This is a genomic window from Wolbachia endosymbiont of Drosophila incompta, from assembly GCF_001758565.1.
GTDB lineage: Bacteria > Pseudomonadota > Alphaproteobacteria > Rickettsiales > Anaplasmataceae > Wolbachia > Wolbachia pipientis.
Map to the genome: position 1 here is coordinate 280500 of NZ_CP011148.1, position 8797 is coordinate 289296.

Annotated in this window: 6 protein-coding genes; 4 read left to right on the forward strand and 2 right to left on the reverse strand. The window is 35.1% G+C overall.

Annotated features, from left to right (window positions below; all coding sequences use genetic code 11):
- The first annotated feature begins 9 nt into the window (after positions 1-9).
- The 4 genes from ctaD to WG67_RS01335 all read left to right on the forward strand — a co-directional run bounded on the left by ctaD (position 10) and on the right by WG67_RS01335 (position 6177).
- On the forward strand, positions 10-1560 hold the full coding sequence (gene ctaD, locus WG67_RS01320; RefSeq protein WP_070356785.1) for a cytochrome c oxidase subunit I: 1551 nt from the start codon (positions 10-12) through the stop codon (positions 1558-1560).
- Between the two features lies 1 nt (position 1561).
- A complete protein-coding gene (locus WG67_RS01325; protein ID WP_010081859.1) occupies positions 1562-2449 on the forward strand; it encodes a heme o synthase in 888 nt (295 codons plus the stop codon).
- Positions 2450-2624: 175 nt separating this feature from the next.
- The gene (gene rnhA, locus WG67_RS01330) at positions 2625-3062 is read left to right on the forward strand and encodes a ribonuclease HI (RefSeq protein ID WP_010082655.1); all 438 of its coding nucleotides are present in this window, start codon (positions 2625-2627) and stop codon (positions 3060-3062) included.
- Positions 3055-6177 (forward strand): YhdP family protein, encoded by a 3123-nt coding sequence (locus tag WG67_RS01335; protein WP_070356786.1) that lies wholly within the window; start codon positions 3055-3057, stop codon positions 6175-6177. The genes rnhA and WG67_RS01335 overlap by 8 nt, the downstream gene beginning before the upstream one ends.
- A 562-nt stretch (positions 6178-6739) precedes the next feature.
- Here the strand turns inward: WG67_RS01335 and groL are convergent.
- Together groL and WG67_RS01345 are read right to left on the reverse strand one after the other, a co-directional pair.
- Complete coding sequence (gene groL / locus WG67_RS01340) at positions 6740-8389, reverse strand: chaperonin GroEL (protein ID WP_070356787.1); 1650 nt, start codon at positions 8387-8389, stop codon at positions 6740-6742.
- A gap of 100 nt (positions 8390-8489) precedes the next feature.
- Complete coding sequence (locus WG67_RS01345) at positions 8490-8771, reverse strand: co-chaperone GroES (RefSeq protein ID WP_173862895.1); 282 nt, start codon at positions 8769-8771, stop codon at positions 8490-8492.
- Positions 8772-8797: the final 26 nt, after the last annotated feature.

Genomic DNA, 8797 nt, shown 5'->3' on the forward strand with positions numbered 1-8797 from the left:
AGTATAGATATGAGTGACGTACCAAAGGGCATAAAGCGTTGGTTGTTTTCCACCAATCATAAAGATATAGGGACACTGTACATTATTTTTTCCATATTAGCTGGAATTATTGGTGGATTATTATCGGTGATTATTCGCACTCAGCTAATGCACATTAATATACTTAACAATAACTATCAATTATATAACGTAATGGTTACAGGGCATGCGTTGATAATGGTGTTTTTTATGATAATGCCAGCCCTCATGGGAGGATTTGGTAACTGGTTTGTACCTCTCATGATTGGCGCACCAGATATGGCATTTCCTCGTATGAATAATTTAAGTTTTTGGTTATTAGTGTCATCTTTTATTTTGCTCATTCTCTCAGTGTTTATTGGTGAAGGTCCAGGTACAGGTTGGACTTTATATCCACCTCTATCACAGGTAATGTCCCATCCAAGTGCAGGAGTTGACATTGCTATACTTGCACTTCATGTTGCTGGTATGTCGTCAATTGTTGGGGCGATCAACTTTATAGTTACTATATTTAACATGCGCACAAAAGGAATGTCATTAACTAAGATGCCACTGTTTGTTTGGTCTGTCTTGCTAACAGCATTTATGTTGATTGTTGCCTTACCAGTGCTTGCCGGTGCTATAACTATGCTTCTTACTGATCGCAATATTGGTACTTCCTTTTTTGATCCTGCCGGTGGCGGCGATCCTGTGTTATTTCAACATCTATTTTGGTTTTTTGGTCATCCAGAAGTTTACGTAATTATTTTTCCTGCATTTGGCATCATAAGTCAGGTTGTATCAACTTTTTCTCACAGACCTGTATTTGGTTACATAGGGATGGTTTATGCAATGATAGGTATAGCAGTATTTGGCTTTATGGTTTGGGCTCACCATATGTTCACTGTTGGGCTTAGTGCTGACGCTGCTGCATTTTTTAGCACTACCACAATTTTTATCGGTGTTATAACTGGTGTAAAAGTCTTTAGCTGGATTGCAACTATGTGGGGTGGAGCAATTGAGTTTAAGACCCCTATGCTATTTGCACTAGGTTTTATTTTCATGTTTGTTGGCGGTGGCATAACGGGAATAATTCTTTCTCATGGTGGAATAGATAAGCTCCTGCACGACACCTATTATGTTGTTGCTCACTTCCATTATGTCATGTCACTTGCTGCATTATTTGGAGCTTTTGCTGGCTTTTATTATTGGATTGGTAAAATGTCGGGTAAACAATATAATGAGCGCTTAGGTCAAATCCACTTTTGGCTTACTTTTATTAGCACCAATATCACTTTTTTACCTCAACATTTCTTAGGATTAGCTGGTATGCCAAGGCGTATACCTGATTATCCTGATGCGTTTATCCCTTGGAATTATATATCCTCAATTGGTTCGTATATGTCCTTTGTTTCAGTTATGTTTTTTGTGTTTATAGTTATACATCTTTTTAAATGGGGCAAGAAAGCTGGAAATAATCCTTGGGAAGGTGACACCTTGGAATGGACGGTATCTTCACCACCGCCTTTTCATACTTTCGAAAAGCCACCAGTGGTAAAATAGAATGTACACAAGTGTTTTGCTAAATGTTGAATCAACAATACTGGATTTTTGGCGTTTGCTGAAGCCAAGGATAATGTATCTTGTGGTATTTACTGCAGTTGCTAGTATGGTTACTGCACCAGGTAGTATGCACCCTTTTCTAGCACTAATATCTCTTATATGTGTTGCTCTTGGCTCAGGATCTGCAGGTGCTATAAATATGTGGTATGACAGAGACATAGATCTGCTCATGGAAAGGACAAAAAACCGCCCTATACCCTCAGGTAGAGTTTCTGCAGAAAGTGCGCTTGAATTTGGTATAACTCTTGGAATATTGTCAGTATTTATCATGGCAATAGCAGTAAACTATATTTCTGCTGCTTTGCTTGCTGTTAGCATATTATTTTACGTTTTCATATATACAATTTGGCTAAAAAGGCGTACTCCGCAGAATATCGTTATCGGTGGTGCAGCAGGTGCTTTCCCTCCAATGATTGGCTGGGCAGCTGTGACTAATTCTGTCAGTTGGGAAAGTTTCATTTTATTTTTAGTAATTTTTATGTGGACTCCACCACACTTTTGGGCCCTATCTTTAAATAAGTCTGAAGACTATGCAAAGGCATCGATTCCAATGTTCAATATTGTTTATGGTCCGGAAAAAACAAGAAAATATATATTAATTTATAGTGTTTTGCTGGTGCTAACTAGCTTGCTTCCGGCTCTATTTTTGAAAAAGGCTTTACTTTATCTAAGCATGGCAACCTTTGAAGGTTGCGTTTTTATTTGGTACGCTGTATCTGTTATGAAGTTCAAGAATCACAGCTCACAGAAAAAAATGTTTTCTTATTCAATTTCTTATCTATTTTCCCTATTCGCCAGTATTATTTTTTGTTCTATTGATTTATTTTAGTTATGAAAGAACGGCAGAAGCATAAAAACTATTTTTTACTTTTCCTTTTGGTAATGCTCGTTGTCACACTTTTTTTTGTTTCTATAATAAAATTTAAAGGTGCAGCTTAAACTACCTTTAGAAATTGTGCTTTCATAAAAGCAACTATATACTTTGTTAACCGATATAAACAAAGATGAGTAAAAAAGAAGTGATAATATATACGGATGGGGCGTGTTCTGGTAATCCTGGAGCGGGAGGATGGGCAGCTATCATATTATTTCAAGATTACAGAAAAGACATTTATGGTAGAGAAGAAAATACCACAAACAATAAAATGGAGTTAACAGCGGTGATCAATGGGCTGAAAGTATTGAAATTTTCTTGTAATATTAATTTATATACGGATAGTCTTTATGTTAAGCATGGCATAACAGAATGGATAAATAAGTGGAAAATGAATGGCTGGAAAACAAGTAATAAAAAATCAGTAAAAAATATGGAATTGTGGAAAGAGCTAGACAACGTTGCTTCACAACACGAAATTGATTGGAAGTGGGTTAAAGCACACAGTGGCGATAAGTATAATGAGGAGGCTGATAGTTTAGCAAGAAAAGCAATAATCGATGCTTAAAAAAATTACTATATTATTTTCCGTAGCTTTATTATTCATATTGTGCTTCTTTATTTTTTTTAAGCCTTTAGAAATCAATATTAATTATATTGATTTTTATGTTAAACATAAAATATCAAAAATATTTGTTGGCTCAAGCGTTAATATGGAGAATACCTCAGTTGTTTGGCAGAAAGATGGCAAAGATCCGTATTTAGTCATTACGGATTTGGCAATAGCAAACCCTAATTTTACTATAAAAGTTCCTGAGCTTTTTGTACATTTTAAGTTAAGTTCCTTATTTAAAGCTAGCACAAATCTCTCTCAGGTTTCAGCTGATAATGTGCATGTATGTATCAAGAGAGAAGAAACTAATGTTAATCCGCAAAACTCATTAGACCTTTTGGATAATCATTATTTAAGTAGTAACCGCCTTCCTTCGGTGTCATTCCAGCGCGTGACGCTGGAATCTAGAAAAAAAGAAACAAGTAGTCAAGCTACTTGGATGACAAGGACGAGTGCTGGGATGACAGGAAAAAAAGATACTGGGATGACAGGGAAGAATTTCAAGATGACAGAAAGTAGTGCAAAAAATCTATTAAAAACAATAAGGGAATTTTTTTTTGACTTAAATGCGGATTCAAAAATTGAATTTACTAACATCGCTATTGATAAAAGCACAGAAGATGAATTTTTTATTGATAAATTATATATAGGGAAGGGGGAAGATTTTAATGTTTTAGATATTCATGTGAATACAAAAGATGGAAAGGGATTTTTGGATGATTTATCAATTACGATAAAAAATCGCAACAATTTGCTAAATGTGTACGGGACATTTTATGATCTAAAATTGGGACTATTGAGCAAGTTTTCTACATTAGTTAAAAGCTACAATTTGGACAAAAATATAGGATTCAAAGGAAGCTTCTCAGTGAAAATTAATAAAAAGGATGAAATTGTAGATGGAAATATATACGTATTGAATACAGAAAATTATTTGAACAAAAATTTGGCCTTAACTAATGTAAATATAAATTTAACATATAGTGATGGAATTATTAGTGTAAAAAACTTCCATTTTAAGTTAAATGACACGTATCTCTCTTTGATAGGCAAAATGAACTTTAGTACAAGTCATGCTTTGCTTAGAATTAATATTAGTAAGTTTGCTGCAAAGGATTTATGTACTTATATACCAGATAGTGTAGTAAATAGTAAATTTAAAAGCTGGTATTGTGATAATATTGATGGGGATGTTTTAAATACCATTGTAAGTTTCAATGGCAAAATTAACAATTTGGTTGATGACGATCTGTCAGACATTGTAATTGTTGCTGATATAGAAAACGGTAGCGTAAAATTTGATGAAGATTTTGAGCAAGTAAAGGAATTGAAGGGTGATTTGATCATCAAGAATAACGATCTTGAAATTACTGTAAATAGCGCTAAGTTTCAGAATTTCACTGTTAATGGTGGTGATATTGAAATGAAATCTCTAAATAAGGAAGATTCAGTTCTAACCATTAATGGCAAAGCTGTAAGTGATGCGTATGGTTTATATGAGCCTATAAGATTTAAGCTGGATGATGTGGTGAAGGTTGAAAGGGATAAAGTAAGTGGAATGGCAAAATCCGCATTTAATTTTCGCATTTTTAATCTAAATGCTGATGACAAAAAAGTAGACTTCTCAGCAAATTTTCATTCTGAAATTGACAATTTGGCCGTCTATAATGCAAGTCTTGGTAAATATGATATTAAGCTTAGTTTTGGCAGTGACTTTATAGATTTAAATGGTAGTGGTATGGTGAATAACACACAGCTATTATTTGACCTGAAAAGTAGCAATAGGAATGAAAGTTTCGCCTGGAATTTGACCGGAGATTTACCCGCTCAAATATTTAATTTTGATAGTGGCTATGTCAGTGCAAATTTAGAGTCAGTGATAAATCAAGATAAGACGGGGTATGTTAATGGTGATATAGATTTATCAGAATTTGAATCACATTCAAGCTACTTAGGGTGGAAAAATCGCTTTGAAGATCACAATAAAATTTTGTTTTCTACAAGGTTAAAAGGAGCAGGTGAATTGTTAGTAGATAAATTAGACATTGTAGGAAATGACCTAGATATAAAATTCAGCGGAAGAGTAGAAAATGGAAATTTATATTTAAATTCTAGTAGCTTTAAATTGCCTGATAATGATTTTAGTATAGAAATTGAATCAGGTAAGGAGAAAAATGCCATAACTATTTATGGTGAGGAAATTAACTTAAGTGATATTTTAGGCTTGCTTGGCAAAAACAGTAATGGATTAAATAAAGATATAGAGATTAGTATGAATGTTGACAATGTAATTATGAAAGAAGGCATCGTTATCAAAAATGCTAAGCTGAATGTAACCTGTACTAAAGGTAATTGCAATGGAAGTCAATTTACAGGGCAGTTTCTGGAAGATAGCAGCAACATACTAGCAGAATACAGTGGAATAGGGCTCGAAATATATGCGGATAATTCAGGTATGCTTTTGCGTTCCTTAGGCATTAGTAAATCAATTAAAAACGGCAAATTGTCTTTTTATCTCTCTCCTCAGAGAGAAAGTGGAGAACATTATGGTACGTTATCCATTAGCAATTTCTACATCAAAGATGCTCCACTACTTACTACTTTATTGTCGATGTCTTCATTGCCTGGCATTGTAAATGCCATAAAAAATGAAGGTGTATACTTTTACAAATGTAATGCACCTTTTTCATACAAAGATGGCACTATTGAAATTGAAGAATCTTGGCTTGAAGGGGCGGAGTTAGGTATTAGCACTGGTGGTAAGCTCGATATTAGAAATTATAAATTCCAGGTTGCAGGACAAGTAATACCAGCATATTTAATTAATAAATCTTTGTTAAAAATTCCTATAATTGGAAAACTTCTTACTGGTGGGAAAAGTAGGGGAATCGTTTCAATAGACTATAAAGCAAGTGGTGATGACAAAAACAATAACGTATCTGTTGATCTTATCTCTTCGCTAACTCCAAACCTATTAAAGAGGTTATTGGGAGTGTTTGATCGCATTATGACAAAAACTAACGAAAGTGGCTTAAAAGGTGGTGTGAAAAAGAAATTTGGTTCGATATGACCAAAAGGGAAGTTATTTAACAAAATTATGGACAAAAATGCAAGAATTTCAGAATGATCTACCTGGTTTTTTATTTAGTTGTTTAAGTAATACCACTCCCTTTAACCTCTCTATATTTGCTGAACAACTAAAAAGGGTAGGGGGGTGGTTGTAAATTGTATCTGTTCAGCAGAGTGGCAAAATAAGGTAGACGAGAAAAGACAACTATAGGAACAAATGGGTGTCATGCCAGTGCGTGACACTGGTTTCCATCCAAAAGGGTGTCATTCCAGTGTCAGCTACTTTCATGACATCGTTTACTATGTGCCATATTGTAATGTTCGTACAGTTGTGGAATGAATCGCGGTATGACGTGTTGCTTGGGTCAGCTATAGTATAAATATACTAGGGGTTATAGTTTTCTTATGCTGCCTTTTTGTTATTAGACAACCACAATATAAAGGAGTGAAACGGATGCAAACAGTAGTGCATTTCTGCACCAAACGTATTACCTTTAACGAATAGTAAAATGTGAGATTTTTTGGAACTACCGTGGAGCAATTGCTCCACGGTTTCATTCTACTTAGAATCCACCCATGCCACTCATTTCTCCTGCACCCATAGGAGATGAAGCATTTTCTTTGCTTGGTACATCAACTATCATAGATTCAGTAGTTATCAGCACACTCGCAACAGATACCGCTGTTTCAAAAGCAATACGCACCACTTTTGCTGGATCAATCACACCAGCTGTAAATGCATTAGCGTAATTCATAGCCTCAACGTTGTATATAAGCTCTTTATCATTCTGCTTAATCAAATAGTCAATTATAACAGCAGATTCAAGACCAGCATTTTTGACTAACCTTCTAATTGGAGCACTGAGAACTTTCTTGATAATGTTTATGCCTATTTGTTCCTCGTCACTTGCACCTTTTAATTTGTCGAGAACAGATGAAGCATAAAGAAGCGCAACCCCACCACCTGGAACTATACCTTCTTCAATTGCAGCTCTTGTTGCATGCAGCGCATCTTCGACTCTATCTCTACGTTCTTTAACTTCCACTTCAGTTGCTCCACCAACTTTGAGCACAGCAACGCCACCTGATAATTTCGCTAAACGTTCTCTTAGCTTTTCTTTATCATAATCAGAAGTTGAAGTTTCAATTTGAGATTTAATCTGCTCGATTCTAGCTTTCACACTGTCAGAATCGCTATTTTCGCTGACAACTGTGGTATTATCTTTAGTAATTTTAACATTTTTAGCCGTACCAAGATCATCAAGCGTGAGATCTTCCATCTTGATTCCAAGTTCATCTTTTATGACGTACTTAGCACCAGTTAAAGTTGCTATGTCTTCGAGCATCTCCTTTCTTCTGTCACCAAAACCTGGAGCTTTTACTGCAGCAACTTTTAAACCACCACGCAATTTATTGATAACTAAAGTGCTTAATGCTTCACCTTCGATATCCTCTGCAATAATAACCAAAGGTTTACCAGATTTAACAATAGCTTCAAGAATAGGAAGTAAAGGTTGAATAATATTTAATTTTTTCTCTGTAATTAATAGATAAGGATTATCAAGCTCCACGATCATTTTTTCATTATTTGTAATAAAATACGGAGAGAGATAACCGCGATCAAATTGCATGCCAGTAGTCAGCTCAACTTCTAACTCTTTTGAACCTTTACTCTCTTCAACAGTTATTACACCCTCTTTTCCAACTTTTTTCACGGAATCAGCGATACTGTTACCTATATCCTTATCACCATTTGCAGAGATTATTGCAACTTGTGCCACTTCGTCTATTTTCTCTAGAGAAATTGTACGAGACATTGACGCAATTTCCTTTAATATTACATCTTTTGCCTTCTGTATTCCGTTTTTAATACCAACACGATCGTTTCCAGCAGCAATTGATTTTGAAGCTTCCATTATCATGTTGCTAGTTAGTATTGAGCACGTTGTTGTACCATCACCAACTTTATCGTTACATTGAGAACAACTCTGTGCAAAGATGCTTGCTATCGCAGAGTTTAATGGTTTTTCAGGCTTGATACCCTTCATCACCTTATAACCATCTTTTGTAATTTCTGGTGCTCCATAGGGCTTATTAATCCCTACTGTTTTTCCTCTAGGTCCTGCAGTTATTGCTACCGTTGAATCCACTATTGCTGCAACTTCACGAAAGGCTTCTTGCAACTGCTCACCTGATACTACTACATTAGTCATTTTTATCACCTCTTGTTAATAAAAAATTTAGAAAACTATAATAAAATCATTTACAATGCGCTATGTTGCGCTTTGTTTCAGTTTAGTAAAATAAAGACTGCTACTTAATGACAGCAAGTATATCGGACTCTTTCATCACGATAAGCTTCTCATTATTATGTTCTATTTCTGTACCAGCCCATTGGCGATAGAACACTTTATCACCAGCTTTCACAGTTAAAGTTACGCGTTCGCCACTTGAATTGCGTGAACCTTCACCAATTGCTATAACTTCACCTTTAGTAGGTTTCTTTTCAGCACTTGATGGAAGCACAATTCCACCTTGCTTTTCTTCGCTAATAGGCTTGATCAGCACGCTATCATCTAATACATTTAAACTTATACTTGACATTTGTTTTTCCTCATCAA